This is a genomic window from Streptomyces sp. NPDC053755 (genome assembly GCF_040677675.1).
GTDB lineage: Bacteria > Actinomycetota > Actinomycetes > Streptomycetales > Streptomycetaceae > Streptomyces.
Genome location: NZ_JBFASK010000006.1, coordinates 131,184 through 156,702, shown reverse-complemented (window position 1 = coordinate 156,702; position 25,519 = coordinate 131,184). Strand labels below are relative to the sequence as shown.

Sequence of the window (25,519 nt, the reverse complement as noted above, 5' to 3'; positions counted from 1 at the left end):
TCCGGGCCGACGCCCCGGGATCAGACCGCTTCACGATCTGTCCGTATTGACGGGAACGCCGCACATGGGGAGTACTCCCCTCCGCACCATGAAGACTACCCGAAAGACCAAGAGAAGGTAAAGGGCAGGGTAAAGAGACCCCAAGGAGGCAGGTCAGCGGCCCCACTGGCGGCGGGCGTCGGCGACCTGGGCGAGGACCGTGCGGAGCACCTGACTGCCGTGCGGGATGCTCGGCGGCTCGTACGTCCAGGCGTGGCCGACCCACGGATCGGCGAGGTGGTCGTCGGCCACCGGAGTGATGCGCAGCAGCGAGCGCCACAGCGGGTCGAGGACCGGGCCGTACGCCGAGGCCTCCTCGCGGTCGGCGACCATCAGGAGATGGACGCCGACGGCCGGGCCCTCGTCGGCGAGGTAGCGCAGCTGGGTGACCGCCCGGTCGTCGAAGCCGTGGGGGAAGTCGTGGACGATCAGCAGCTGCTCGGCGGTGTCCATGCCGGGCGGCAGCGCGTCGGGGGCGCCGGCCCGGACCGCCATCTGCACCAGGTCGACCCGCTCGGTGAGCCGGGCCAGGACGGCGCCGACGCCGGCGGCCCCGGCGGCCGGGGGGCCCGCGAGGACGCCGGCCTCGACCAGCGGGGCGAGGGACGCGGCTCCCGAGCCGGCCGGGTCGATGACGTGGACGGTGAACTCGCCGGAGGGGTAGACGGCGAGGAGCCGGGCGGCGTGGGCGACGGCGGTGTCCATGGCGAGGCGGCGCAGCTCGGCCTCGTCGAGCAGGTTGGCGGCCTCGGAGTGGCCGCGTCCGCTGTCCACCCACAGCCCGCGTTCCAGCGGAAGGCGGACCAGCATGGGGATCCGCAGACCGGTGCGCTCGGGGAGGTGGAGGTCGCCGAGGCGCACGGCCATCGGCACCTCCATGGGCACGCGGTAGGCGTGCCAGACGGGGTTGTCCCAGCGGGCGAAGGCGGCCGGCAGCGCCGGCTCGACGACCTCGGCCTCCGCCGACAGCTGGTCGAGATCGCGGTCGAGGGCCTCCTGGGCGCGGGCGGTCAGCTCGTCGTGCCGGGCGCGGGCCGCCTCACGGGCGGCGTCCCCTGCGCCGCCGATGCGGCTGCGCGGGTCGGACAGGGCCCGGTCAAGCTCCTGGTCGAGGCGGGACTCGGCGAAGTCGCACGCGCTGCGGTAGGCGGCGGTGGCGCGGGCCAGGTCCTCGAACATGCCCCACACCTGGTTGTAGAGCCGCTCCTCCATGGACCAGCCCGTGGCGTCCCCGGCGACGGGAACGGGCGGGGCGGGCCGCGGCTCCGGGGCCGCGGGCCGGCGCCGGGGATGGGCGTAGCTGATGCCCCCGCCGGTCGCGGGGCCGCAGGAGCCGCCGGGAGGGGCGGAGGAGGCGTCGGGAGACGCGGACGCGGTGGCCGTCGCGGGCGGCACCGGCGTGCCGGGAGCTCCCGGTGCGGCGGTGGTGGCCGGCGGGGGCGCCACCGGCAGCGTCGGGGCCGCGTCGGAGGCCGTCACCGGCGAGGAGTGCCGCACTCGCTCGGCGTCGGGGACACGCGGCGGCGGGGCGGAGACCGATCGGGCCATGCCCCGGGAGACGGCGTCCAGGATCGACGCGGCGAGTTCGGCGGGCCGCTCCACGCCCTGGTCGCCGAGCATGGCCGCGAGGCCGCCTTCGTACCCCTGGCCGATGGCGCGGACCTTCCAGGAGTCCTGGCGGCGGTACAGCTCCAGGGCGACGACGGCGGACTCCCGGTCGAGGCCGGTGAGGGTGAAGCTGGCGATCTCGCCGCCGTCGAGACCGGTGACCGCGACGAAGGGCGCCGCGACGGCGCCGAAGCGGGACGGCCCGCCGACGCCGACGGGCAGCGCCAGCAGGACCGAGACCCGGTGCACGGGGTGCGGCAGCGCTTCCAGGTCGACGGCGAGGCGGTGGTCGGCGGCGGCCTGCTGGGAGACCTCGATACCGGGCAGCGAGGGCGAGCCCGGATGGGCGATCCACTCGACCCCGCCCACCCTGCCGCGTTCGTCGCCGAGGGTCGCTCCGGCGATGACCGGATGCCCGGCCGACACCCGGATCTCCAGTCGGGTGTGGGGCAGGGGGTGGTTCTGCCCGCGGACCAGCTCGGCCGTCATCGACTCTGTCCCCTCAGCATCTTTCCGTGCGGATCATGTGGGAGCGGATCATGTGGGACAGCTCCCGGCGGCCTGGTGCCTCCGGGAGCTGTGGGTGCGCCTGCGGGTGCCGGGTTACAGATGCGGCAGGATCGCGGGCATGAGGTCCTGGAACGTACGGCCGTTGGCCGGGTTCCCCAGGGCCGTCATCTGCCAGCCGGAACCGGCTCGGTGCACCTTCGCCATGATCTGCGCGGTGTACTGGCCGCCGCCGTCCAGGGTGTAGCGCGCGAGCTCCTGGCCGTTGGTCTCGTCGACGATCCGGCAGAAGGCGTTCTGCACCTCCTGGAACGTCTGGCCGGTGAAGGAGTTCACCGTGAAGACGATCTGGTCGATGTGGACCGGGACGCGCTGGAGGTCGACCAGGATCGACTCGTCGTCGCCGCCCTGCCCGGCGCCGCCCACCAGGTTGTCGCCGGTGTGTCGGACCGAGCCGTCGTCGCTGACCAGATGACGGAAGAAGACCACGTCGACCGGCTGCTTGTCCGCGAAGAGCACCGCGGAGGCGTCCAGGTCGACCTCCCGGGTGCGCGAGCCGAACAGCCCACGGCGCGGCGCCGCCTGCCAGCCGAGCCCCATCCGTACCGAGGTAAGGGTGCCCCCGCCCTGCTTCTCCAGGCTGATGGCCTGACCCTTGGTCATGTTGACCGTCACGCGCTGTCCCCTCTCGTTGCGATCCCCGCGGCCGTCTCTGCTGTGCGTGCGGTTGTCCAGCACCCTACGCAGGGGGACTGACAGCGCAGCAGACGCGGTCCGGTTTTGTGTCGGTCTTGCAACACACCGGACCGCTTCCGGGCTCTTCCCGTCAGGCGAGACCCGCCTCCTTCATCTGGCGCAACTCCTTCTTCAGCTCTCCCACTTCGTCCCGGAGCCGGGCGGCCACCTCGAACTGGAGCTCCGCCGCGGCGGCGCGCATGCGGTCGGTCATCTCCTCGATGATCGCCGCAAGTTCGGTGGCGGGGCGGTCGCCGAGCTGGACCGTCGAACCCGCCGCGCCCGCCTTGCCGCCCTTGCCCTTGGCGCCGTGGGCGGCGAGGGAGGGGACGGGGGCCTTGCCGCCCTTGCCCTCCTTGCCCTGCCGGTACCCGGTCCCCAGCAGCTGCTCGGTGTCGACCTCCTCGCGCGCGATCGTGGCGACGATGTCGTTGATCTTCTTGCGCAGCGGCTGCGGGTCGATGCCGTGGGCGGTGTTGTACGCGATCTGCTTCTCGCGGCGCCGGTTGGTCTCGTCGATGGCCTTCTCCATCGCCGGCGTGATCGTGTCCGCGTACATGTGGACCTGGCCGGAGACGTTGCGCGCCGCGCGGCCGATGGTCTGGATCAGGGAGGTGCCGGAGCGCAGGAATCCCTGCTTGTCCGCGTCGAGGATGGCGACGAGCGAGACCTCGGGCAGGTCGAGACCCTCGCGGAGCAGGTTGATGCCGACCAGGACGTCGTACTCGCCGGCCCGCAGCTCCCGCAGCAGCTCGATGCGGCGCAGGGTGTCGACGTCGCTGTGGAGGTAGCGCACCTGGATGCCGAGTTCCAGGAAGTAGTCGGTGAGGTCCTCGGCCATCTTCTTGGTGAGCGTGGTGACGAGCACGCGCTCGTCCTTCTCGGTGCGCAGCCGGATCTCGTGGACCAGGTCGTCGATCTGGCCCTCGGTGGGCTTGACGACGACCTCGGGGTCGACCAGGCCGGTGGGGCGGATGATCTGCTCGACGAAGCCGTCGCCGCGCGACAGCTCGTACGTGCCGGGGGTGGCGGAGAGGTAGACCGTCTGGCCGATCCGCTGCTGGAACTCCTCCCACTTCAGCGGACGGTTGTCGAGCGCGGAGGGCAGCCGGAAGCCGTGGTCGACCAGGGTCCTCTTGCGCGAGGCGTCGCCCTCGTACATCGCGCCGATCTGCGGCACGGTGACGTGCGACTCGTCGATGACGAGGAGGAAGTCCTCGGGGAAGTAGTCGAGGAGGGTGTTGGGCGCGGAGCCCGGCTCCCGGTCGTCGAAGTGCATCGAGTAGTTCTCGATGCCGGAGCAGGAGCCGATCTGGCGCATCATCTCGATGTCGTACGTGGTGCGCATGCGCAGGCGCTGGGACTCCAGCATCTTGCCCTGCCTGTCGAGTTCGGCGAGGCGGCTCTCGAGCTCCCGCTCGATGCCGTTGATCGCCTTCTCCATGCGCTCGGGTCCCGCCACGTAGTGGCTGGCCGGGAAGACGTACAGCTCGCGGTCCTCGCTGATGACCTCGCCGGTGAGCGGGTGGAGCGTGGAGAGGGCCTCGATCTCGTCGCCGAACATCTCGATCCGGACGGCGAGCTCTTCGTAGACCGGGAAGATCTCGATGGTGTCGCCGCGGACCCGGAAGGTGCCCCGGGTGAACGCCAGGTCGTTGCGGGTGTACTGGATGTCGACGAAGCGGCGCAGCAGCTGGTCGCGGTCGATCTCCTCGCCGACCTTGAGCGGGACCATCCGGTCGACGTACTCCTGCGGCGTGCCGAGGCCGTAGATGCAGGAGACGGAGGCGACCACGACGACGTCCCGGCGGGTGAGCAGCGAGTTCGTCGCCGAGTGGCGCAGCCGCTCGACCTCCTCGTTGATCGAGGAGTCCTTCTCGATGTAGGTGTCCGACTGCGGGACGTACGCCTCGGGCTGGTAGTAGTCGTAGTACGAGACGAAGTACTCGACGGCGTTGTTCGGCAGCAGCTCGCGGAACTCGTTCGCCAGCTGGGCGGCCAGCGTCTTGTTCGGCGCCATCACCAGCGTGGGGCGCTGGAGCTTCTCGATCATCCACGCGGTGGTCGCCGACTTGCCGGTGCCGGTGGCACCGAGCAGGACGACGTCCTTCTCGCCGGCGCGGACGCGCCGGTCGAGATCGGCGATGGCCGTCGGCTGGTCGCCGCTGGGCTGGTAGGAGCTGACGACCTCGAAAGGCGCCACCGTACGTTCGATCTTGGAAACGGGCCGCATGCAACCACCGTACGACCCCCCACTGACAGTCGGGCGGTGAAAGGGCCGGAGGGGGCGCGCGGGACCGGGGCCGGGGCCGCGAGAGGTCCTGGGCGGACGGGCGGGAAGGGTCCGGGTGGAAGGGGCGAGAGCGGCCGGGTGGAGGGGCGAGGGCGGCCCTGGCGGGAGGTCCGGCTCACCAGTCCTGGGAGCGGTGGACGCCGTGCGGGGCGCCTCCCCGGCCGTCCCTGCGTACCGCCCGGCCGGACGGCGGGCGGGCCGACCAGTTCGCGGGCTCGCCGTATGCGGCGGCCCGGCGGGGCGCGGGGACGCCGGGCAGATGACCGCCCTGCGCGGCGGGCCGCTGCCAGTCCGGGTCGCCCATCACGAGCAGCGGGTCGAACATGACGACGACGGCGGCCAGGACGAGGAAGACCCCCGGGCCGATCAGCATGGGCAGCAGCAGCGACGTGGCGGAGTCGCCGACGACCGGGCCGGTGCCCTCCGCGTAGAGGTGGACGTTGACCGCCGCCATGGCGGTGTAGTGCATACCACTGACCGCCAGGCCCATCACCATGCTGGCGCCGAGGCTGGCCAGAAATCCGTGCACCGAGACGGCCGCCCAGAGGGCGGCGGTGGCCGCCACGACCGCGATCACCACGGACAGGGCGACGGTCGGGGTGTCGTACGCGATGCGCCCGTGGAGCCGCATCCCCGCCATGCCGAGGTAGTGCATGGTGGCGATGCCGAGCCCGGTGATCGTGCCGCCGGTGACCAGGGTGAGACGGGTCGCGCCGCGGTATCCGACGATGAAGATGCCGATGCCGACCATCACGACGGCGACGGCCAGACTGGCGAAGGTGAGCGGTCGGTCGTATCCGATGGGGACCTGCCGTACCGAGAAGCCCATCATGGCGATGAAGTGCATCGTCCAGATGCCGGTACCGATCGAGGTGGCCCCCAGGGCCAGCCAGCCGGCCTTGAAGCTGTCCCGGTTGCGGAGTGATCTGGTGGTGCAGCGGAGACCCAGGGCGCCGCCGAGGCAGGCCATGAGGTAGGCGGCCACCGGCGTGACCAGGCCGTAGCTGAATCCGTCGACCGTGCCCTGCATGAGCGTGAGTCCTCCACCCGTGGCGCAACGTCGTCCGAAAACAGTCGGTACCGCTGAGTAGTGCTACGGGGCGAGATTATGGCGCGCGGGCGGCCGGACGACCACGTGGTCCGGGAATTGGCATCGGTGAGACCGGGGCGAGACCGGACCGTGATGTCAGTGCCGGGTCGTACCGTGACCGGCATGGACACCACGGTGGAATGGACGGTCGTCGAGAGCGGCATCGGCCCGCTCCTGCTGGCCTCGACCGATCGCGGCCTGGTGAGCGTGGTCTTCCACGCCGACGAGACGGTCCGGGAGCGGGCGCTGGACCGCCTGGCGGGGCGGCTCGGGGCGGAGCTGACGCGGAGCGGCACGGGTCGGCTCGCGGAGCCGATACGGCAGCTCGCGGCGTACTTCTCCGGCGGGCTGCGGCACTTCGACGTCCCTCTGGACTGGACGCTGACGAGCGGCTTCAACCGGCAGGTGCTGCGCGAGCTGGCGGACTCGGTGCCGTACGGGACGGTGGTGGGATACGGAGACCTGGCGAAGCGCGTGGGCCAGCCGGGCGCGGCGCAGGCGGTCGGGGCGGCCATGGGCTCCAACCCGCTGCCGGTGGTCGTGCCGTGCCACCGGGTGGTGGAGAGCGACGGCGGCCTCGGCGGCTTCGGAGGGGGCCTGGAGACGAAGCGGAGACTGCTGGCCCTGGAAGGGGTCCTGCCGGAACCCCTGTTCTGAGGGGCCGCGTGCCGGACGGCCGGGGCGTGGGCGTTCCCCTGCCCTCCCCCGGCTGGCACACTCCCGTAAGTGACCCACGCTCCCGGCGCCCCTGACGCCGCCGCCGACATACCGCCCCGGCGCACCCCCGCCCCGAAGGCCACCGAACTGCCTGCCCTGCGCCGCCGTATCCAGGCCGTGCTGATCGCCAGCCAGATCCTCGGCGGGCTCGGCATCGCCATCGGTGTGGCCCTCGCCGCGGTGCTCGCCAAGGACGTCAGCGGCACGGAGGCGCTGTCCGGGCTGGCCTCCACGGCCACGGTGGCCGGCCCCGCCCTGCTCGCGATGCCGCTGGCGTCCCTCATGGCCGCCCGGGGACGCAGGCCCGGGCTGGTGTTCGCGTACCTGATGGGCGCCGCGGGCGCCGGTGTCGTGGTGCTCGGGGCCGTGATCGACAGCTTCCCCCTGCTCCTCGCGGGCCTGGTCGGTTTCGGCGCCGGATCCTCGGCCAACCTCGCGGCCCGGTTCGCCGCCGCCGATCTCGCCGAGCCGGACCGCCGGGGCCGCGCCATCTCCACGGTGGTGTGGGCGACGACCATCGGCGCCGTCCTCGGTCCGAACGTCGCGGCGCCGGCCGGGGAGAGCGTCGCCGGATTCGGCATCCCGGCGACGGCCGGCCCGTTCGTCTGGGCAGCCGGGGTGTTTCTGATCGCGGCGGTCATGGTCGCCCTGCTGCTGCGTCCCGACCCGCTGCTCACCGCCCGCGACCTGGCCGGCCCCGTGGACGCCGGGGAGGCGGCCGCCGGCCGCTCCCTCAAGGCGGGGATGCGGGCCGTCCGGGCGTCCTCCCGGGCGCGCCTCGCGCTGGTGACCGTGGCCGTCTCGCACACCACCATGGTCTCGATCATGTCGATGACGCCGGTGGCGCTGAGCCATCACGGAGCCGGCATCCAGCTGATCGGCCTGGTGATCAGCGGTCATATCGCGGGCATGTACGCCTTCTCGCCCGTGATGGGATGGCTCTCGGACCGGCTGGGGCGCCTGTCGGTCATCGGCCTCGCGGTCGGGCTGCTGTCGGTGGCCGCGCTGCTCGCCGGCACGGCGGGGGCGAGCCACCCGCAGACCGCCGCGGGCCTCTTCCTGCTGGGACTGGGCTGGTCGGCGGGCCTGGTGTCGGGGTCGGCGCTGCTGACGGACTCGGTGCCGCAGGCGGCCCGGGCAGCGGTCCAGGGGCTGTCGGACTTCACGATGAACACGGCGGCCGGGGTCGGCGGCCTGGTGGCCGGACTGGTCGTCGCCCAGGCGGGTTACGGCCTGCTGAATCTGCTGGGCGCGTGTCTGCTGCTCCCGATGGCGGCGCTGGCGGTCCGGGGAGCGGTACGGGGAACCGCCCGGCGCGCCTGAGCAGCACCACCCGGGCCGCCGGGGTGCCCGCCCGGCGGCTCGGTTCGACCGGCCGTCGGCGGTCCGACGGCCGCCCCGGCGCGTCAGCGCGGGAACGCCGGGGACGACGCGCCGGAGACCAGCCTGCGGGGCGCGCCCGTGCCGTCGGCGGGGACGGTCCACACCGCGCCCTCGTGGCCGTACGCCAGGGTGCCGTCGTCCGCCCAGGCCGCCTGGTCGTCCACGCTCCGCCGCTCGGCGACCGGGTGCTCGCGCAGCGTCCGGAGGTCCAGGACGTGCAGCCTCCAGGGCGCCTTCACGTCCCGGGAGACCTTCTTCTTGAAGGCGATCCGGGTGCCGTCCGGTGACAGCGACGGGCATTCGACGTTCTCCCGCAGGGCCCGCGCCGACCAGCCCCGCATGTCGCCCTCGACCAGGTAGGTGCTGCCCTTGGTGGCGACCGTGGCGTAGAAGCGGTTGTCGTCGCGGGCGAAGGTCACGCCCCAGTAGTTCACGTCCGGGGCGTGGTAGCGCCGTCCGCCGAGGGTGAGCGGGATCTGCTCCATGTTCTTGACCAGGTAGCCGGTGCGCAGGTCGAGGATCGAGGTCCGGGTCGAGAAGGCGGCGGTGGCGTACGAGTCGCCCGTGGCGAACATCGTCCAGGAGAGCATCCGGCCCGAGGCGGAGACCCGGGCCCGGTTCGGGATGCCGGGCAGCGCGATCCGGCGCACCTCCCGCAGCCGCCGGTCCAGGACGAGGGCGTACGAGCGGGCCGGGACGCCCGGCCGCCGCTGGAGACACAGCGCGGTGGACCCGGAGGCGTGGAAGCGGTCGCAGACCGGGCCGCCCGCCACCCGGGCCCGCCCGGGAACGTCCGGGTCCTGTCGGGCGACACGTCCCGTCGCGGTGTCCCGGAAGAACGCCCGGCCCGCCGGGCCGTCGAGGGTGAAGGCCGGATCGGCGGCGGCCGGACGGGCGCGGGGGGCGGTCCGTTCGGCGGCCCGGAACGTATAGGCGGTGGCCCCGCCGCCGAGCAGCAGGACGGCGAGGACCAGGGCCCAGAGTCGTGCGCGGTTGTGCGGGCCTTTCATGACGGGAGCCTTTCGGACGACGGGCGCCGGGCCCCTCCGGGACTCGGCGGCGCTGCGGGGGAAGGGGACACTTAAGGGCACGGCGCCGCGCCGGAGGACGGGGGCGTGTCGGAGGACGGGGGCGCGCCGGAGGACGGGGCCGTGCCGGAGGACGGGGGCGCGCCGGAGGACGGGGCCGCGCCGGAGGACGGGGGCGCGCCGGAGGACGGGGGCGCGCCGGAGGACGGCAGGTTCGCGGGTCGTGGAAGCGCCCCGGGCCCCGGAGTACCCGCGGGCCGCGGCGCGAGACCGGTCGACCGAGGCGGCCCTTCGCCACCCGGCGGCAGCCCGGCCGCAGCAGACCCCGCAGGGCCCGGCGGAACGGCGCGAACCGGCTGCGGCCCTTCGGGGCCGCCCGGCGACCCGTGCGTCCGCGGCGCCGCGGGCAGCAGGCGCCAGGCGCACGCGAGCGCGGTGGCGAGGCCCGCGAGGGCGAGGACCAGGGCGGTGCGAGGCCCCCACAGCGTCCACGCCGCCCCGAAGCCGGTCGCCGCGAGGAGCCGGGCCAGCGCCTGCGCGGTCTGGACGAGGGCGAGTCCGCTCGCCTGCCGCCCCGCCGGCAGGATGGGTCCGGTCAGCGCCATCAGGACCCCGTCCGTGGCCGCGTAGAAGAGGCCGAGCATCCCGAGGACGAGGCCGAGCACGAGGAGGCCGGGGCCCGGGGCGAGGAGCAGGGCGTACGCGACGAGCAGGGCCGCGTGCCCGTACAGGAAGGGCCGGCGGCGGCCGATCCGGTCGGCGAGCCGGCCCGCCGGGACGGCGAGCAGCAGATAGCCGGCCGCGGCGCCCAGCGGCAGGAACGGGAACCAGGTGACGGCCAGGTCGAGCCGTCGCTGGAGCAGGAGATAGACGAAGGCGTCGCCGACGGTGACCGCGCCGAGCAGCGTGGTCACGCCGAGGATCCGCCGGAAGGGGGCGGATCGCAGCGGTGCGAGCGGCGCGGCCGCGCGCGGCCGCCGCGGGCGGGGCGCTCCCGCACCGACGGCCGGCCCGCCCGGTACGAGCACCAGCAGCAGGAGCACTCCGACGACACCCGTGCAGAAACTGACGACGAAGACGGCGTCGTACGCGTCCGCCGTCGCCCACAGCAGGGCGAACGCGACGAGCGGCCCGAGGAGGGCGCCGGTCGTGTCCATCGCCCGGTGGACGCCGAAAGCGCGGCCGAGGTCGTCCGGCGGGCTGCTCAGCGTGATCAGCGCGTCGCGCGGGGCGGTGCGGATGCCCTTGCCGAGCCGGTCGCCGGCGAGCGCCGCCGCGATCCAGCCCGTCGCGCCGCCCGCGAGGAGCAGCCCGAGCCGTGAGCAGGCGGACAGGGCGTACCCCAGGCCGGCGACGCGCTTGTGGCGGCCTCCGCGGTCGGCCGCGTGGCCGCCGAGGAGCCGTACGAGCGCGGTGGCGCCGTTGAAGAGGCCGTCGAGGAAGCCGAACTGGAGCGGGGAGAGGCCGAGTCCGACGACGAGGTAGAGCGGCAGGACGGCCGTCACCATCTCGGAGGAGATGTCCGTGACGAGGCTGACGGCGCCCAGGGCGAGGACGGTCCCGGAGACGCGCCGCCGTCCCCTCGCGCGGGGTGGCGGCGCGTCCGGGCGACCGGTGGTCGCGAGGTACATCAGTGGCAGGTGTAGGTCGGGCCGGAGTCCTTGACCTGGCCGTCGGTGCCGACGTACTGCCAGGTGTACGTCGTGTCGGTGAAGTCCAGCTTGAGGACGCCGTACGGTCCGCTGATCCGCTTCTGGCTGTTCGGCTGGACCGTCTCGATCGGGTACGGCTCCGCGCCGCCCATGCCGCCGACGATCTCGACGATGCCGTCGGGGGTGGCCCGCCCGGAGGCGTCCTGGGGCGCGAACCGCTCGTAGTGGTGGTCGTGTCCGTTCAGGACGAGGTCGGCCCCGGCCCCGTGGAGGATCTGCCAGACGGGCTTGGAGACCGGGTCGTTGCCGTGGCCGCCGGAGGAGTACAGCGGGTGGTGGAAGTAGGCGGCGACGCAGCCCTTGGTGGTGCGGGCGAGGTCGTCCTTGAGCCACTGGATCTGCGCGGCGTCGTCGAAGGAGTTGGAGTCGAGGGCGATGAAGTGCCAGTTCCCCTCGTCGTAGCTGTAGTACGGCTTGCCCTGCGGGTAGGCGAGGGCGCCGAAGTACGCCTTGTAGCCGGCGAGCGGGCCCGCCGGGTCGTAGGTCTCGTGGTTCCCGGGTGCCGGGCGAGTCTTGGCCTTGAAGGCGCCCCACGTCTTGTCGTAGTAGGCGCGGAAGTCGGAGAGCAGGGCGTCGTCGTACTGGTTGTCGCCCATGGTCAGGTAGAACCTGGGGTTGATCCGCTGGGCCAGGGCGGCCGTCTTGGGGTGGGCGCAGGAGCTGCTGGAGGCCGTGCACTGGGCGGCGATGTCACCGGCCGCGACGACGGTGAAGGCGCCTCCCGGGGAGGGCGTCGGGGTCGGCGTCGGGGTTCCGCCGTCGAAGGTGCCGTAGACCTCCGTCTCGTAGAGGGAGTAGCCGTACGACGTGCCGCGGGCGGTGCCGTACACGCGCAGGTAGCGGCCCTTGCCGGTGAGGCCGGTCCAGTCGTCGGTGCCGCCGTTTCCGGCGGTCTCGGTCGCGAGCCGCGTCCAGCTGGAGCCGTCGGCGGAGATCTCGACGCGGTAGGCGCGGGCGTAGGCGGCCTCCCACGAGAGGCGGACGCGCGAGACGGTGGCGGAGGTTCCGAGGTCGACCCGGATCCACTGTGGGTCGGAGCCCTCGGCGCTGGCCCAGCGCGTGGCCGGGTCGCCGTCGAAGGCCTTGGCCGGCGGGAAGGTGGAGTCCTCGACGGAGGAGGAGGTGGCCGGCTTGTCCCGGGAGAGGAGCGGGTCGGCGGCGGCTCCCGCGCGGCCCGGGGAGACGAGCAGCAGGCCTCCCACGAGCAGGAGGACGGCGGAGAGGATGAGGAACGGGGTGAGGGGGACGGTGCGACGGGGTGGGGCGAAGGCGTACAGGCGCATACCTGGGCTCCCTGGCCTGGAGGGTCGGCGAGAGCTGGACACCGGTGCGGGACGCCGTGGCCCTGCCCGGGAGTCCGCGGGGGCGCGGAGCCGTCCGGGCAGGATCGGCGTACAGCGGCCGGGTCAGAGCTCTCGCTGAGCGCGTCACGCCCTCGGGGGTCGGGCGCCGCGCCAAGCCGCTGACGGGATGCTAGCTGATAGGAAACCTTCCTACCAGAGGTCGGTACGCCCTTCTCCGGGCGTTCACCGGAGCTTTCCCGGCAGCTTCTCCCGCCTTTCCCACCGCTTCCCAGGGCCGCCTCTCCCGCCTCCTCCGCGGGACCGCCTCCCCCACCTCCCCCACGGGACCGCCTCACCGGGCGGTCCCGCCCGGGGATTCAGAGGCTGATGTGGTAGGCCTTGCGCAGCGTCTCGTGGACGGTCCAGGTGGTCCGGTCCCCCTCGCGCAGGACACAGGCGTCCCCGGGGCCTATCTCCAGGGTGTCCCCGCCCTCGACGGCTACGGTGGCGCGTCCGCTGACGACCACGAACAGCTCGTTGGCCTCCGTGTCGGTCACCACGCCGGGCGTGATCTGCCAGATGCCCCGCACCTGCTTGCCGTCCGCGGATTCCCACAGAACCCTGCCGGTCACCTCGGGCGTGCCCGACACGATCTGGCCGGGATCGAGCGGCTCGGGCTCCAGGTCCGCGTCGGCGATGTGAACGGCGAAAGAGGGGTGATCGTGTGTCGTCATGGGCGGTGACTGTAGCCGGGGCCCACCGGGGCCCGGCGGGCGGCACCCGTGACGCGGCTCCGTCTCGGCTCCCCGCCCCGCTCCCGCTCCCGCCAGGAGAGTGCCGACGCCGGCGTCCGCCGTGCTCCACCGCCTCGCCCTGACCTCCGCCGCGCCGGCCGCCCCCGCGGCCGACGGCATGGACCGGCTCCGGGTCGCCGGCCGCCTGGTCACCTGGAGCACACCGGAGACCTCCCGCGCCCTGAACCCGGCCACCGGCCCGTACGCTCGGATCACTCCGGCCTACCGTTACGCGCAGGCGCGGTGCTGGGCGGCGGACCTGGCGTACGGCCTGGGCGACGCCGAGGCGAGCGGCTACCGGTCCGTGGTCCGGGTGGTCTGCCCCGACCGGCTGCCCCGGTGCGGCGGTGTGGCCGAGGACCGCCGGCGAGGTTTGACCGGGGCGCCGCCGCGCCAGGGATGGGACATGTCCACACAGGTGTCCGAAGAGGTACGGGAGGCGCTCCGCGAGGGCCGTCCCGTGGTCGCGCTCGAGTCCACGATCATCGCCCACGGGCTGCCGCGGCCGCGCAATCTGGCCGTGGCGCGCGAGTTGGAGTGCCTGGTACGGGAGGGCGGAGCCGTGCCCGCCACCATCGCCGTGATCGACGGCGTGGCCCACGTCGGCCTTGACGAGGAGCGGCTCACGCGGATCGCGGAGGACCCGACCGTACGGAAGCTGGGGCACCGCGACCTGGCGCCGGCGCTGGCGACCGGAGCCACCGGTGCGACGACCGTCTCCGGCACCGCCTGGCTCGCGCACCGCGCGGGCATACGCGTCTTCGCCACCGGCGGGCTCGGCGGCGTGCACCGGGAGTGGAGCGAGACGCAGGACGAGTCGGCCGATCTGCGGCTGCTCTCGCGGGTCGGGGTCACGGTGGTCTGCGCCGGGGTCAAGTCGATCCTGGACGTGCCGGCGACGCTCCAGCGCCTGGAGACCCTGGGCGTGACGGTCGTCGGGTACGGCACGGAGCACTTCCCCGGCTTCTATCTGGCCTCCTCCGGCGAGCCGGTGGACTGGACCCTGCGGACACCTCGGGAGGTGGCCGGGGTGATACGCGCGCGAGACGAGCTGGGCGAGCCGTCCGCCGCGCTCGTCGTGGCCAATCCGGTGCGGGTGGAGGACCAGCTGGATCCCGCCCTGCACGACCGGGTGCTGGCCCAAGGGCTCGCCGAGGCGAGGGAGAAGGGGATCACGGGGCAGGCGGTGACGCCGTTCCTGCTCGAATATCTGACGGTGCACACGCACGGGGCCTCCCTGGAGGCCAATCTCGCCGCGGTGCGCGGCAATGTGCGGCTCGCGGCGCGGATCGCGACGGCGTACGCCGAAGCAGGCGCATGAGGGGCCTGCTCGTCGTCGGGGACGTGGTCACCGATGTCGTCGCCCGCCATCGCCACCCGCTGACGGCGGCGACCGACACGGCGGCCGAGATCCGTACGCTTCCCGGCGGGGCGGGGGCCAATGTCGCCTGCTGGGCGGCGCGTTCGGGATGTCGGGACGTGCGGCTGCTCGGCCGGGTCGGGACCGACGCCGCCGACTGGCACGACCGGGCGCTGGCCTCGTCGGGCGTGCGTCCGCTCCTGGTCCGGGACGCGGAGGCCGCCACGGCCACGGTGATAGCGCTGGTCGACGCGAGCGCGGAGCGCACGTTTCTGACCGACAGCGGGGCGGCGCTGCGGCTGGCCCCCACCGACTGGTCCCCGGCGCTCCTGGACGGGGTCGCCCACCTCCATCTCTCCGGGTACCTCTTCTTCGCGGAGCCGAGCCGCGCCGCCGCGCGACGCGCGCTGCGGGACGCGCGCGCGGCGGGGGTCCCGGTCAGCGTGGACCCCGCCTCGGCGGGCTTCCTGGCGGAGCTGGGGGCGGACCGCTTCCTGGCGGAGGCGGCGGGCGCCGACATGCTGTTCCCCAACGCCGACGAGGCGCGGCTGCTGACCGGTCACGCGGCGCCCGGCGATGCCGCCGTGGCGTTGAGCAGCGCCTTTCCGCTGATCGCGGTCACGCTGGGCGCGCAGGGCGCTCTGGTCGCCGAGGCGGGGGCGGTGACGGCCCGGGTCGCGGCGCCCGCGGTCCGGCCGGTGGACTCCACGGGCGCGGGTGACGCCTTCACCGGGGCCTTCCTCGCCGCCCGGCTCGCGGGGGCGGGCACGCCGAAAGCGGCGGAGGCGGGCTGCCGGGCGGGCGCGGAGGCGGTGACCTCGGTGGGCGGGCGCCCCCCGGCAGCCTGAACTCCGGCCCGGGGCCGGCTCGGACGGGCCTTCTCCGCAGCATCCCGTGGGACGGGCCTCGGCAGACCTCCTCCGTGGAGGCCTTCGCCGCATCACCCCGGGCGGGCCTCGGCAGACGGGCCTGAGACGGGCCTCCTCCGCGGGTTTGCTGTCGAGGGGCCTCCGCGGACGGGCCTCCTCCGTGGACGGGCCTCCTCCGCGGGCTCCCCTCCGACGGCCTTCTCGCCGCGCCCCGGCCCAGCCGTCAGCCGTCAGCCGTCAGCCGTCAGCCACGGTCCTTCACGCCGGGAGGCCCGTCCAGGCCGGGTGGCGGGGGTCGTCGGCGCGGACGACGACGTCGGCGACGTCGGTGGGGCCGACCTCCCGCTCGTACCGCGCGAAGGCGGGCAGGGTCCAGGGCTCCTCGCCGCGGCGCCCGAGGGCCCCCGGGGAGAGCCGCAGGTGCACCGAGAGGTCGAAGGGGAACCAGTGCCCGAGGAGGAACGGGCCGTGCAGCAGCACCACCCCTCCTGGCGGGAGGGACACGTAGGGGCTGCGGGTCGCCCGGTCGGTGACGGGGTCCCACAGGTCGGGCAGCACCCGCCCGCTGCCCCCGGCCTCCAGCGGCCCGAGGACCTCGCGCCAGAGGGCGCCCGTGTCGAACCAGCCGCTGTAGTACGTGTCGGGGTCCTGTCTGCCGTATTCGTACCGCAGCGACGCGGGTCGCAGGAACCCGCCGGCGCCCACCACCAGGACGGACCGGCCGCGCAGTCGCAGCGTGGTCGCGATCCGCTCGGCGAGGTCCCCGGTGGGCGCCACCGGCGCGCCGTCGATGCCCACCTTGAGCCAGTCGCCGCCGTCGCCGGGGGCCGTCCGGTCGAGATGCGCGGCGAGGGTGTCGGCCAGCCGCTCCCAGGTGATCGGTTCGAATCGCACGCTGCTCATGGTGACGGCTCGTCCACGACGGCCCGGCCCGCCACGACCGCCTCCGCGAGCGTCAGCTCGCCCGCCGCCAGGGCGCGGCAGGTCGCCAGGTCCGTCCGCACGCGCGCGTCGGCGGCCTGCGCGGGCCCGTCGCCGTACCCCGCGCCGCCGTCCTCCCCGGTCCGCACGTGGAACGGCCCCTCGTCGAGGTCCACCTGGACGACCCCCGGACCCCGGGCGGCCTCCAACGGGCCCAGCAGCGGGAGCGCGAGCCAGTGCGCCCGTACGGCGTCGGTCGGTCGCGGCTCGTCGAGTGCGGGCGCTCCCCATTCCGCCAGGGCGCGCAGGACGGGAAGCAAGGCGCGTCCCCGCTCGGTGAGTTCGTACACGTGGGCCGGGACGGGCGGCGGCAACCGGCGGCGCGTGACGAGGCCCGCGCCCTCCATCTCCTTGAGGCGGCCGGCCAGCATGTCCGTGCTGACCCCGGGGAGATCGGCGTGCAGGTCGGTGTAGCGGCGCGGCCCCGTGAGGAGTTCACGGACGATCAGCAGCGTCCACCGGTCGCCCACGGCGTCGAGGGCGCGGGCGGCGGCGCAGTACTGGTCATAGCTTCGGCGACGTGGCATACGACGCAGTCTAGACAAGTAGTTGGACTTTCCAAGCTCGAACTTGGTAAAACCAAGCAACAGCACTCTGGGGAGGTCGTCGCATGGAGTTCCGGCAGTCGAGCAAGTTGAGCGAGGTCTGTTACGAGATCCGCGGACCGGTCATCGAGCACGCCAACGCCCTGGAGGAGGCGGGACACAGCGTCCTGCGCCTCAACACCGGCAATCCGGCGCTCTTCGGCTTCGAGGCTCCGGAGGAGATCGTCCAGGACATGATCCGGATGCTTCCCAAAGCCCACGGATACACCGATTCCCGCGGCATCCTCTCCGCCCGCCGCGCCGTGGCCCAGCGCTACCAGGCCCTCGGCCTGCCGGACGTCGACGTGGACGACGTCTTCCTCGGCAACGGCGTCTCGGAGCTGATCTCCATGGCCGTCCAGGCGCTCCTGGAGGACGGCGACGAGGTGCTGATCCCCGCCCCCGACTTCCCCCTGTGGACGGCGGTGACCACCCTCGCGGGCGGCAAGGCGGTGCACTACCTCTGCGACGAGTCGGCCGACTGGTACCCGGACCTCGACGACATGGCCGCGAAGATCACCGACCGCACCAAGGCGGTCGTGCTCATCAACCCCAACAACCCCACCGGGGCCGTCTATCCGCGCGAGATCGTCGAGGGCGTCCTCGACCTCGCCCGCCGCCACCAGCTGATGGTCTTCGCCGACGAGATCTACGACCAGATCGTCTACGACGACGCCGTCCACCACACCGCCGCCGCCCTGGCCCCGGACCTCGTCGTCCTCACCTTCTCCGGGCTCTCCAAGACGTACCGCGTCGCGGGCTTCCGCTCCGGCTGGCTGGTGGTCAGCGGTCCCCGGCAGCACGCCAAGAGCTATCTGGAGGGCCTGACGATGCTGGCCTCCATGCGCCTGTGTGCCAACGCCCCCGCGCAGTACGCCATCCAGGCCGCGCTCGGCGGTCGGCAGTCGATCCACGAGCTGACCCGCCCCGGCGGCAGGCTGCGCGAGCAGCGCGACAAGGCGTGGGAGAAGCTGAACGAGATCCCGGGGGTCTCCTGCGTGAAGCCGAAGGGCGCGCTCTACGCCTTCCCGCGCCTCGACCCGAAGGTCCACCGGATCCACGACGACGAGAAGTTCGTCCTGGACCTGCTGTTGCGCGAGAAGATCCAGGTGGTGCAGGGCACGGGCTTCAACTGGCCCCGTCCGGACCACTTCCGCATCCTCACCCTGCCGTACGCCGACGACCTCGACGCGGCGATCAGCCGCATCGGCCGCTTCCTGAGCGGATACCGCCAGTGACGGGGCCCCGGCGACGGTAGCGGGAGGCAGGTGTGACCGCCGCCGGAAAGGAAGCGGGTCCGAGGGCGTAGCCTGCCCCCGGACCCTGTCGGTGCCGCTCACATCACACGCCGGCACGCTTGAGGACCCGGGTCAGTCGTCATTGCGTCGCGTCCTGCCGTTGGACCACCGCCGATCGAAGCTCGGCGGACCAGATTCGAACTGGCATTTCGACGCACCAGGGCCCGGGCCCGGTCGATCCGGCGATGAGCGGCGCATGCTGAGTCTGGAGCAATAGTCTGAGTCTGCTCGCGACCCTCGTCAGGAGGGCCGCGCATTCACGACAAGCCTCATCTTCAGCTTCGCGCTCCTCGCGCACCCCGGCCGTGTTCCGTGGCCGGGGAGTCTGTGTCGTCCGCCTCCCGACTACCCGAAGAGGTAGCCGAAGACGGCGTCGCCGACCCGCTGGTCGGTCACCTCCGCGCCGTTCGCCTCCTCGCGGGCGAACTTCACGGCCTGCTGGAGCTTCTCCACCCGCTCCAGGAGTTCGTTCACCCGACGGGCCGGCAGCGCCCCGGAGAACTTCACCGTGCTCCAGTACCCGACCGGGATGTCCTCGTAATACACCTCGACCTGCGCCGGGTGCTTCTCCGTCGCCTCCGCCTTCACGTGGTTGCGCGGGACCTTCTTCGTCCGGACCGTGCGGACGACCTCGGTCTTCCACGCGTCCGTCGACGGGTCCTGCGTCCAGGACTCGGCGGCGTCCAGGACGGGCAGCTTGCGCACGAAGGTGTTGATGTCCGTCAGCTGCTTCTCCAGGAAGAGCAGATACGCGACGGGCACCCGGCCCACCAGGACGCGCCCGTCGACCGTAATGTCGGCGCGCGCCTCGCAGTTGGCCCAGTCCTTGGTGGCGGTCACATCGAACAGCCGGGTCAGCGCCCGCGCGGTGTCGCGCAGCACGTCCTCGGCCTTCACCTGCACCAGCGTGGACTCCGGAGGGAGCTGTTCGCCCTCCTCGTCCTTCGGCTGGTACGTACGGGAGATGCCGGCGAGCAGCGCGGGCTTCTGGAGCCCGTGGTGCGCCGCGGTCAGGTCCTGATGCGCCCGGGACTTGACGCCTTTCTCGACTGCGATGATCTGATTGAGTTTCGTTGCCACGTCACGGACCCTAGCCGCGCGACCGGTACCGAATCGAACTGTTTTTCCACGTGTGTTGACGACCCGAGGAGAGACCTTTCATGGAAACGGCCCTGATCTCGGTGGTGGGACCCCTGCTGGGCGTGGTGGCCACGCACCGGTGCGAGGAGGAGCGCGCCCACCACTCCGGGGAGGCCGAGGAAGCACTCGACCGGTTCATCGCCTCGGCCGCTCCCGGCGTCCGCTGAGGAGATCCGTCATGGACCTGGTCGCGCCCGTCGTCGTCGAACCCCTCAAACGCCGCCGCTGCTCCGAGTGTCACCAGGGACCGCTGCGGTGGATGATCATGGAATTCAACGCTCCGGTCTGCCTCGACTGCGCCGACCTCGGGCATCTGGTCTTCCTCGGCCGCGGCGACACGGCACTCACCCGGCGCGCCCGTGAGGGGAGCACGCTGTGGGCGGTGGTGGTACGGCACAACCGGCGCCGTACCCGGTACGAACGTCAGGGGCTGCTCGTCGAGGCGGCCGCGCTGGCCCGGGCCGAGGAGGCCTGCCTGGCGGACGCGGAGGCGCGGGCGCGGAGGCGGGCCCGGGACGCCGTCCGGCGCGCGGAGCGGGACACGCGGGTCACGGCGGAGCTGGAGGCCGAGATCCTGCGGCTGTTCCCGAACTGTCCCGTGGAGCGGGCCGCGGAGATCGCGGCTCACGCCTCCCGGAAGGGCAGTGGCCGGGTGGGGCGCACGGCGGCCGGGCGGGCGCTCGACCGGGGCGCGGTCACGGCGGCGGTGCGGGCGTCCGTACGGCATGTGGACACGGAGTACGACACGCTCCTGATGCGGGGCGTTCCCCGCCACCAGGCCCGGACGAGGGTCGCTCCCGCCATCGAGGCGGTGCTCCGGGCCTGGCGTCCTGCGTGAGGGCTCAGGGCCCCGCGGTTCTCAGACCTCCCCGCCCGCACGGCGGGAGCGGCGGTACAGCAGCGCGCCGCCGAGCAGCAGGGCGGCGCTCGCCGGGGCGGCGTAGCCGACCAGGTCCGAGCCCGTGCTGGCCAGCGAGACGGAGCTGGTCCGCGGAGCGGGAGCCGGGGCCGGCTCGTCGGTGTCCGTGCTCGGCAGCGGCGGGTGGTTGCGGGGCTCCATCGGCTTCGGCTCCTGGCCGGGGGCCTCGGGCGTGCCGGGACCGTTGACCGAGGTGTTGCCGAAGGCGGGGTTGCCGATGCCGACGACGTTGACGGAGTTGCCGCTGACGTTCACCGGGAGGTCGATCGGCAGCTGGATGCCGTTGCCGGAGAGGAGCCCGGGCGAGTTGTGCGCCACGCCCTCGGCCGTGGCGCCTCCGCCGTCGCCGCCGTGGGAGGCGTTCCCTCCCTGGCCTCCCGACCCACCACCGCGCGGGGTGGCGGGCAGGTCCTTGTGCTTGCCGCCGCCCTCGCCGCCCCGGTCACTGGAGCCGTGACCGCCCTGCGCGCCGGAGTGGTTCGCGCATGTGTTGCCGAACGAGGGGTTGAGCAGCCCGACGACGTTGACGGTGTTCCCGCAGATGTTGACCGGGGCGTGCACCGGCAGCTGGACGGTGTTGCCGGAGACCGCGCCCGGCGAACCGATCGCGGCGCCCTGCGCACCGGAGTCGGCGTGCGCGGCACCCGCCGAGAGCGCGAGCGCGCCTCCTGTGACCATCAGTGTGGCCAGACCACTACGGCGAATCTGCCTCATGGCTTCCTGCCTTCCGGAGGTGTAGACGAGCATTCGCCCGTACCGCAATTAACGCGATGCCGCCCCCCTCGGATCAGGCCAAAGGGCTGTTTCACTCCTTCGAGTGGGTATGACTCGAACGTTCGTGGGCAGCATTCCTGGCCGCTTCTCGCTCCCGGTGGCCTCCGACGGCCCGGAAGCGTCTCGTCGTCACCGTCCCAGCAGGTCGGTGAGGGCGCCGACGGGGTCGGTGTCGGGGGTGCCCCGGGGCCACCAGTCCTCTCGGTCGGCGTCCGATTCGTAGCCGTACCAGAGGCCGTCCCGCCCGTAGCGGAGCTGGAGGGAGCGGGTCGACAGACGGTTCCGCCAGGGCCGGAAGGCGGGGTGGTCGGCGGCGAGCAGCGCGGGGCGGGCCCGGTCGAAGGGGCCCGCGGGCGGGTCCCAGGGCTCTTCCAGGACCGTGAGACCGGCGAGCCCGCCCTGGCGCCAGGCGGCGACCGCGCGCGCCAGTTCGGTCGGGGTCCTGTCGAGGGCGTACGCCAGGTCGCGGTAGAGGGCGCGGGTCGACGCGGTGAGGCCCGAGCCGGGGTGAGCGGCGGCGAGCCGGACGGCGTCCTGCCAGGGGGTGAGGGCGGCGACGGGGTCGTGGCCCGTGATCAGGAACGCGTGGGCTCGGGCCGCGGCCTCCGAGGCGAGCAGGTCGAGCGCGAGGGGGTCGGGGGCGTCCGGGTCCGGCGGGTGGACGGGCGGGCGGCCGGGCTGGGCGGGGGCGGGGAGCGGCGCGGGCAGGGGCGGCAGCGGCCGGGGGACGGTGTCCTCGGCGGTCGGGGCCAGGACGCTGCGGGCGAGGACGGTCGCCAGGGCGGGCGCGGCGGCGCCGGCCTCCGCGGCGGAGCGTGCGGCGTTGCGCCGGGTCAGCGCGGCGAGGATCTCCTGCTCGCCGCGGCCCCGCATGAGGAAGAGGACGAAGGGGTCCTCGTCGAGAAGACGCGCGGCCTGGTAGCAGAGGGCGGCGGCGTGTTTGCAAGGGAAGCCGTCGTCGGGGCAGGAGCAGTCGGGGATCAGGTCGCCTGGAGCGGGCAGCAGGCCGGTGACCGCCTCGAGGGCGTGCGGGACGTCCTTGTCGAGCAGGGCGGCGATGTGGTCTGGTCGGGCGGCCGCCTTGTCGAGGAACCGCTCCCAGTCGTCGTCGCCGAGGGTGCGCAGCCGGATCTCCGAGCGGTAAGGGCGGGGGCGGGTGCCGTGGACGTAGGCGACGACCCGGCCGGGCGTGACCGTGATCGCGTCGACGTGGCCCCGCCGGGCGTACGCCTGGCCGCGGGCGAGACGGGCCGGGTCGAGGGCGGTGTCCTCCAGGGCGTCCACCCAGGCGTTGCCCCACCAGGTGGCGGCGAACCGTCCGTCCCGTGCGTCCCGGGGCGCGAGCTGGGGGAACGTGCGGCGGCGGTCGTCGGGGCGCGGCAGGGCGGGGCGGCCGCCCGGGGACGGGCGGGGGGTCATGACGGCCTCCTCAACGACACCAGGTCGGCCAGCTCGCGGTCGGTCAGTTCGGTCAGCGCCGCCTCGCCGGAGCCGAGGACGGCGTCGGCCAGGGCCTGCTTGGCACGGAGCATCTCGGCGATGCGGTCCTCGACCGTCCCCTCGGCGATCAGCCGGTGCACCTGCACCGGCTGGGTCTGCCCGATGCGGTAGGCCCGGTCGGTGGCCTGCTCCTCGACCGCCGGATTCCACCAGCGGTCGAAGTGGACGACATGACCGGCCCGGGTCAGGTTGAGTCCCGTACCCGCCGCCTTCAGGGAGAGAAGGAAGACCGGCACCTCGCCGGACTGGAAGCGGTCCACCATCCGCTCGCGCTCGGCGACGGGCGTCCCGCCGTGCAGCAGTTGGGCCGGGATCGCGCGGGCGGCCAGATGGTCGGCGAGGAGCCGGGCCATGGAGACGTACTGGGTGAAGACGAGGACGGAGCCGTCCTCGGTGAGGATCGTGTCGAGGAGTTCGTCGAGGAGGGCGAGCTTCCCCGACCGGCCGGCGAGCCGGGCCGTGCCGCCGCCCTTCGCGGACTGCTCCTTGAGGTACTGGGCGGGGTGGTTGCAGATCTGCTTGAGGGAGGTCAGCAGCTTCATGACGAGCCCGCGGCGCGCCATGCCCTCGGCCTCCTCGATCTGCGCCATGGTCTCCCGCACCACCGCTTCGTAGAGCGAGGCCTGTTCGCGGGTGAGGGGCACGGGGTGGTCGGACTCGGTCTTGGGGGGCAGCTCGGGGACGATGCCGGGATCGGACTTGCGGCGGCGCAGCAGGAACGGCCGGACGAGCCGGGCGAGCCGCTCGACGGCCTCGTCGTTCTCGATCTCCTCGGTGTTCTCCACCGCGCGGGCGTGGCGGGAGCGGAAGGCTTTCAGGGGGCCGAGGAGGCCGGGAGTGGTCCAGTCGAGGAGGGCCCACAGCTCGGAGAGGTTGTTCTCCACGGGCGTGCCGGTGAGGGCGACCCTGGCCGGCGCGGGAATCGTGCGCAGCGCCTTCGCGGTCGCGGAGAAGGGGTTCTTGACGTGCTGGGCCTCGTCGGCGACGACCATGCCCCACTCGTGCTCGGCCAGTCGGGCCGCGCTGGTGCGCAGGGTGCCGTACGTGGTCAGGACGAACCCGCCGTCGGTGCCGGCCAGGGAGCGGTCGGCGCCGTGGAAGCGGCGCACGGGGACGCCGGGGGCGAACCGTCTGACCTCCCGCTGCCAGTTGCCCAGCAGGGAGGCGGGACAGACGACGAGGGTGGGCGCGCGGCGGGCGCGCCGCAGATGGAGGGCGATGAGGGTGACGGTCTTGCCGAGGCCCATGTCGTCGGCGAGACAGCCGCCGAGGCCGAGCGAGGTCATCAGGTCGAGCCAGGCGAGGCCCCGGAGCTGGTAGTCGCGCAGGGTGGCGTCGAGGCCGTCGGGCGGGGCGACCGCCTCGGGACCGGCGACGAGCCGGTCCCGCAGGGTGGCGAGCGCGCCGACGGGCACGGCGGGGACGGTCTCGCCGTCCACCTCCGCCGTGCCGCTGAGGGCGACGGCGAGGGCGTCGACCGGCTCCAGCAGGCCCAGCTCCCGCTTGCGGGCCTTGCGGACGAGCGCGGGGTCGACGACGACCCACTGGTCGCGCAGGCGCACGATGGGCCGGTGGGCCTCGGCGAGGACGTCCATCTCGCGTTCGCTGAGCGGGTCGCCGTCCAGGGCGAGCTGCCAGTTGAAGCGGAGCAGCTCCTCGCTGTCGAAGAAGGCCGTGCCGTCGGTGGCGGAGCCGGGCGCGGACAGCGCCGGCCGGACGACGGCGGAGGCGCTGAGGGAACGGGCCAGCTCGCGCGGCCAGTGGACGGCGACGCCGGCGTCGGCGAGCCGCGCGGTGGCGGGGCCGAGCAGCTCGTACAGCTCGTCCTCGGTCAGCGCGAGCACGTCGGGCACGTCGCGCTCCAGAAGCCGGCCCAGCGGTGTCCAGACGCGGGCCGCCCGGCGCACCGCGAGAAGGGCGTCGATCCGGGCGCGCGGTCCGAAGTGCTCGTCACCCTCGCCGGCCCAGAGGGCGGCCGCGTCGATGACGAGGGTGGGGTCGGCGAGGCTGTGCACCTGGACGAGGGCGGCGGCCGCCTGCCGCTCGTCGCCGCCCTCCTCGGCGATGTCGAACAGCTCGTAGCCGGCGAGGTCGAGGCGCAGGGAGACGCGGACGCCGGCGTCCATGCCGGCCGCGGCCTCGGCCGCCCAGGCACGGGCGCGGGGCAGGTGCTGGGCCTCACGAGCGGCGAAGGGCGCCCCGGCCGCGTGGGCCGCGGCGGGGGTGCGGGGCAGGGTGTCGGCGACGGCGTCGAGGAAGGCCCGCACGAGCGCCTCGGGCTCGTGCACCCGGAGCGGGCCGCGCCCGGGGACCGGCACGGCGTGGGCCTCGTACGGCATGGCGGCGGCGACGGCCCGGAGATGGGCGATGTCGTCGGCGTCGAGCGGCCCCGCCCGCCAGGCGTCGTGGTCGTCCGCGGTCAGTCCGGGCAGCAGACGCCCTCGCGACGTCAGGTGCAGCGCGTGCAGGGCTGCGGCGCCCCAGCAGGCGGTGGCGGGGTGCGCTCCGGGGTGGTGGCGGGCCGCGATCAGGTGGGGCAGGGCGTCGGCGACGGGCAGGATGACGGCGGGCACCGTGCGCCCGCGGGCCCCGGCGCCGTGGCGGCGCCCGACGGTCAGCCGGCCCGCGGGCCGGGCGTCGCCCGCGTCCTCGGCCAGGAGCTCGGGCAGCGCGCCTCCGTCGGGCGCCCAGAAGGCGACACGGCCCTCGCGGGGCAGGGCGGCCGGAAGGAAGACGGCGGCGCACGCGTGCAGGGTGTGGTTCACGGCGCTGCTCACCTCCCGATCCGGCTCGGATTCCGACTGGACTTCCGACCTTACGGGTGGGGTCTGACAACGACCTCCTCCCCCGCTTCCCCCGGGCGGCCCAACAGCGGGTGACAGTCGCCCCGCCGGGGGGCATGGTG

21 protein-coding genes are annotated in these 25,519 nt (G+C 73.7%); 7 read left to right on the top strand and 14 right to left on the bottom strand.

Annotated elements, in window-relative coordinates; translation table 11 throughout:
* Positions 1 to 153: 153 nt before the first annotated feature.
* The 4 genes from AB0K65_RS09515 to AB0K65_RS09500 all read right to left on the bottom strand — a co-directional run bounded on the left by AB0K65_RS09515 (position 154) and on the right by AB0K65_RS09500 (position 6,212).
* Entirely contained in the window at positions 154 to 2,136 is a 1,983-nt protein-coding gene (locus AB0K65_RS09515) for a TerD family protein (RefSeq protein WP_365715194.1), read from the bottom strand.
* A gap of 114 nt (positions 2,137 to 2,250) precedes the next feature.
* Positions 2,251 to 2,829: a TerD family protein gene (locus tag AB0K65_RS09510; protein ID WP_215065185.1), complete on the bottom strand. Its 579-nt coding sequence runs from the start codon at positions 2,827 to 2,829 to the stop codon at positions 2,251 to 2,253.
* A gap of 151 nt (positions 2,830 to 2,980) precedes the next feature.
* The gene (uvrB, locus tag AB0K65_RS09505; protein ID WP_365715193.1) at positions 2,981 to 5,122 is read right to left on the bottom strand and encodes an excinuclease ABC subunit UvrB; all 2,142 of its coding nucleotides are present in this window, start codon (positions 5,120 to 5,122) and stop codon (positions 2,981 to 2,983) included.
* 175 nt (positions 5,123 to 5,297) lie between these two features.
* Complete coding sequence (locus AB0K65_RS09500) at positions 5,298 to 6,212, bottom strand: MHYT domain-containing protein (protein ID WP_365715192.1); 915 nt, start codon at positions 6,210 to 6,212, stop codon at positions 5,298 to 5,300.
* A 183-nt stretch (positions 6,213 to 6,395) separates the two neighbouring features.
* Here AB0K65_RS09500 and AB0K65_RS09495 point away from each other — a divergent pair, with 183 nt between their 5' ends.
* Positions 6,396 to 6,929: a methylated-DNA--[protein]-cysteine S-methyltransferase gene (locus AB0K65_RS09495; protein ID WP_365715191.1), complete on the top strand. Its 534-nt coding sequence runs from the start codon at positions 6,396 to 6,398 to the stop codon at positions 6,927 to 6,929.
* A 108-nt stretch (positions 6,930 to 7,037) separates the two neighbouring features.
* Positions 7,038 to 8,312, top strand: coding sequence for an MFS transporter (locus AB0K65_RS09490; protein ID WP_365715250.1), 1,275 nt, complete (start codon positions 7,038 to 7,040; stop codon positions 8,310 to 8,312).
* Positions 8,313 to 8,395: 83 nt separating this feature from the next.
* On the opposite strand, the gene AB0K65_RS09485 is transcribed toward AB0K65_RS09490, so the two are convergent.
* From AB0K65_RS09485 to AB0K65_RS09470, 4 genes are all read right to left on the bottom strand, one after another.
* Entirely contained in the window at positions 8,396 to 9,382 is a 987-nt protein-coding gene (locus tag AB0K65_RS09485; protein ID WP_365715190.1) for a hypothetical protein, read from the bottom strand.
* Positions 9,383 to 9,453: 71 nt separating this feature from the next.
* Positions 9,454 to 11,031, bottom strand: coding sequence for an MFS transporter (locus AB0K65_RS09480; RefSeq protein ID WP_365715189.1), 1,578 nt, complete (start codon positions 11,029 to 11,031; stop codon positions 9,454 to 9,456).
* Positions 11,031 to 12,395: a discoidin domain-containing protein gene (locus tag AB0K65_RS09475; protein WP_365715188.1), complete on the bottom strand. Its 1,365-nt coding sequence runs from the start codon at positions 12,393 to 12,395 to the stop codon at positions 11,031 to 11,033. The genes AB0K65_RS09480 and AB0K65_RS09475 overlap by 1 nt, the downstream gene beginning before the upstream one ends.
* A gap of 377 nt (positions 12,396 to 12,772) precedes the next feature.
* Complete coding sequence (locus AB0K65_RS09470; RefSeq protein ID WP_365715187.1) at positions 12,773 to 13,129, bottom strand: cupin domain-containing protein; 357 nt, start codon at positions 13,127 to 13,129, stop codon at positions 12,773 to 12,775.
* A 466-nt stretch (positions 13,130 to 13,595) separates the two neighbouring features.
* Here AB0K65_RS09470 and AB0K65_RS09465 point away from each other — a divergent pair, with 466 nt between their 5' ends.
* Both AB0K65_RS09465 and AB0K65_RS09460 read left to right on the top strand, forming a co-directional pair.
* A complete protein-coding gene (locus AB0K65_RS09465; RefSeq protein WP_365715249.1) occupies positions 13,596 to 14,510 on the top strand; it encodes a pseudouridine-5'-phosphate glycosidase in 915 nt (304 codons plus the stop codon).
* Positions 14,507 to 15,397 (top strand): PfkB family carbohydrate kinase, encoded by an 891-nt coding sequence (locus AB0K65_RS09460; RefSeq protein WP_365715186.1) that lies wholly within the window; start codon positions 14,507 to 14,509, stop codon positions 15,395 to 15,397. The genes AB0K65_RS09465 and AB0K65_RS09460 overlap by 4 nt, the downstream gene beginning before the upstream one ends.
* A 279-nt stretch (positions 15,398 to 15,676) precedes the next feature.
* On the opposite strand, the gene AB0K65_RS09455 is transcribed toward AB0K65_RS09460, so the two are convergent.
* Positions 15,677 to 16,312: a uridine kinase gene (locus AB0K65_RS09455; protein ID WP_365715185.1), complete on the bottom strand. Its 636-nt coding sequence runs from the start codon at positions 16,310 to 16,312 to the stop codon at positions 15,677 to 15,679.
* Positions 16,313 to 16,317: 5 nt separating this feature from the next.
* Positions 16,318 to 16,926 (bottom strand): helix-turn-helix domain-containing protein, encoded by a 609-nt coding sequence (locus AB0K65_RS09450; RefSeq protein WP_365715184.1) that lies wholly within the window; start codon positions 16,924 to 16,926, stop codon positions 16,318 to 16,320.
* Positions 16,927 to 17,009: 83 nt separating this feature from the next.
* Here AB0K65_RS09450 and AB0K65_RS09445 point away from each other — a divergent pair, with 83 nt between their 5' ends.
* Positions 17,010 to 18,221 carry a pyridoxal phosphate-dependent aminotransferase gene (locus AB0K65_RS09445; RefSeq protein WP_365715183.1) on the top strand — a complete coding sequence of 404 codons (1,212 nt, stop codon included), beginning with the start codon at positions 17,010 to 17,012 and terminating at the stop codon, positions 18,219 to 18,221.
* A gap of 405 nt (positions 18,222 to 18,626) precedes the next feature.
* Here AB0K65_RS09445 and AB0K65_RS09440 read toward each other — a convergent pair whose 3' ends face one another.
* Entirely contained in the window at positions 18,627 to 19,361 is a 735-nt protein-coding gene (locus AB0K65_RS09440) for a hypothetical protein (protein WP_365715182.1), read from the bottom strand.
* Between the two features lie 80 nt (positions 19,362 to 19,441).
* Between AB0K65_RS09440 and AB0K65_RS09435 the strand changes: the two genes are divergently transcribed.
* Together AB0K65_RS09435 and AB0K65_RS09430 are read left to right on the top strand one after the other, a co-directional pair.
* Positions 19,442 to 19,588: a hypothetical protein gene (locus tag AB0K65_RS09435; RefSeq protein WP_365715181.1), complete on the top strand. Its 147-nt coding sequence runs from the start codon at positions 19,442 to 19,444 to the stop codon at positions 19,586 to 19,588.
* Positions 19,589 to 19,599: 11 nt separating this feature from the next.
* Positions 19,600 to 20,259 (top strand): DUF2293 domain-containing protein, encoded by a 660-nt coding sequence (locus AB0K65_RS09430; RefSeq protein WP_365715180.1) that lies wholly within the window; start codon positions 19,600 to 19,602, stop codon positions 20,257 to 20,259.
* Between the two features lie 21 nt (positions 20,260 to 20,280).
* On the opposite strand, the gene AB0K65_RS09425 is transcribed toward AB0K65_RS09430, so the two are convergent.
* From AB0K65_RS09425 to AB0K65_RS09415, 3 genes are all read right to left on the bottom strand, one after another.
* The gene (locus AB0K65_RS09425) at positions 20,281 to 21,054 is read right to left on the bottom strand and encodes a chaplin family protein (protein ID WP_365715179.1); all 774 of its coding nucleotides are present in this window, start codon (positions 21,052 to 21,054) and stop codon (positions 20,281 to 20,283) included.
* A gap of 189 nt (positions 21,055 to 21,243) precedes the next feature.
* The gene (locus AB0K65_RS09420; protein ID WP_365715178.1) at positions 21,244 to 22,533 is read right to left on the bottom strand and encodes an SWIM zinc finger family protein; all 1,290 of its coding nucleotides are present in this window, start codon (positions 22,531 to 22,533) and stop codon (positions 21,244 to 21,246) included.
* Positions 22,530 to 25,379: a DEAD/DEAH box helicase gene (locus AB0K65_RS09415; protein WP_365715177.1), complete on the bottom strand. Its 2,850-nt coding sequence runs from the start codon at positions 25,377 to 25,379 to the stop codon at positions 22,530 to 22,532. The genes AB0K65_RS09420 and AB0K65_RS09415 overlap by 4 nt, the downstream gene beginning before the upstream one ends.
* Between the last annotated feature and the right edge of the window lie 140 nt (positions 25,380 to 25,519).